The following is a 1,370-nucleotide window of genomic DNA, read 5'->3' as shown; positions in this document are numbered from 1 at the left end:
AAAAAAAACCCGCCGCCGCTCGCTCCCTCTCTGTCTATTGTTTTTTATAACACGGTTTTGACGGTGTTGCCGCCCCCCCCCCGCCCCCCGGGCCCCCGGGGTTCTGCTTTATGTCCCCTTTGATGGAGAGCGTGACCGTCTGCCCTGTGGTGTGCGCTACAAAAAACCTTGTCCGTTTGTTTATTGAAAGATGAGCCGCTTAGCGTCGGTCCGGCTGTTCGCCGTTGCGCCGCATCCGTGGCACCGAACAGCCATCGCCGAGTCCCCGTCAGCCGCTGTCAGGCTGCCCGGGGAGCCGGGGACCCACCGTCCCTGGGGTGAATCGGACGGCCTTCGCGGGCACACCGCGCGGAGGCGTCCGTAGGAGACCTTCCTGCTCCGAACCCGTCAGCTAACCCGGTAGGCGAGAGGGAAGGAAAGGACCAGCCACTCCATGGCGTTCACCCGTGCCACCGGGAAGCACCGCGCCCCGAACCGCATCACCTGCAAGGGCGCGAGCGCCGCCGGGTTCGCGACGCTGACCGCGACCGGCGTCATCGGCTCCCTCGCCTCCCCGGCGCTCGCCGCCGACGGCTCCACCGAGGCCGCCACGCACACCGGACTGACCCAGGTCATCGCCATCGGCGACGCCGTCGCCGGAGCGGTCGACGACCAGGCCGAGGCCCAGCGCCACGCCGCCGAGAAGGCCGAGCGGCTGAGGGCCGAGGCCGCGGCGCGCGCCGCCGCGAAGGCCGAGGCGGAGCGCAAGGCGGAGGCCCGCGCGAAGGAGCTGCGCGAGGAGCGCGAGCGCGCCGCGCGCGCCGAGGAGCGCAAGCGGCTGAACGCCTTCCAGCTCCCCGTCGCCGGCTCGTACGTCACCACCGGCTACCACTCCGGCGGCTCCCTCTGGTCCTCCGGCAGCCACTCGGGCGTCGACTTCCGCGCCGCGTCCGGCACCCCGGTCGTGGCCGTCGGCACGGGCACCGTCGTCGAGGCCGGCTGGGGCGGCTCGTACGGCAACAACATCGTGCTCAGAATGGCGGACGGCACCTACACCCAGTACGGCCACCTCTCCTCCATCGGCGTCTCCGTCGGCCAGAGCGTCACCCCGGGCCAGCAGATCGGCCTCTCGGGCGCCACCGGCAACGTCACGGGCCCGCACCTCCACTTCGAGGCCAGGACGGGCGCCGACTACGGCTCCGACATGGACCCCGTCGGCTACCTCCGTACGCACGGCGTGGCGGTCTGACCGCTCGCCGCCCCACCCGCGCACCGCTCCCGCGAAGGCCCCGGCTCCCCGCCGGGGCGGGCCGGCCCCCCCCCCCCCGCGCAAAAAAAATAAACGTTTTTTGGGCGCCGCAGCGAGAATAGGAGTTTTTTTAAAATATTTA

Annotated in this window: 1 protein-coding gene and 1 riboswitch; the gene reads left to right on the top strand. The window is 70.4% G+C overall.

What is annotated here, in order from left to right; all coding sequences use genetic code 11:
- Positions 1–245 precede the first annotated feature (245 nt).
- Positions 246–421, top strand: a riboswitch (cyclic di-AMP (ydaO/yuaA leader).
- 12 nt (positions 422–433) lie between these two features.
- Positions 434–1,228 (top strand): M23 family metallopeptidase, encoded by a 795-nt coding sequence (locus tag ACFXPK_RS29400; RefSeq protein ID WP_385080121.1) that lies wholly within the window; start codon positions 434–436, stop codon positions 1,226–1,228.
- The last annotated feature ends 142 nt before the right edge of the window (positions 1,229–1,370 follow it).

The organism is Streptomyces sp. NPDC059142 (assembly GCF_042755665.1).
Lineage (GTDB): Bacteria > Actinomycetota > Actinomycetes > Streptomycetales > Streptomycetaceae > Streptomyces.
This window is presented reverse-complemented; position numbering and strand designations above follow the sequence as displayed.

What these genes read in the sequence shown, in the direction of transcription:
- ACFXPK_RS29400 (WP_385080121.1), top strand. Translation starts at nt 434, where the DNA reads ATGGCGTTCACCCGTGCCACCGGGAAGCACCGCGCCCCGAACCGCATC.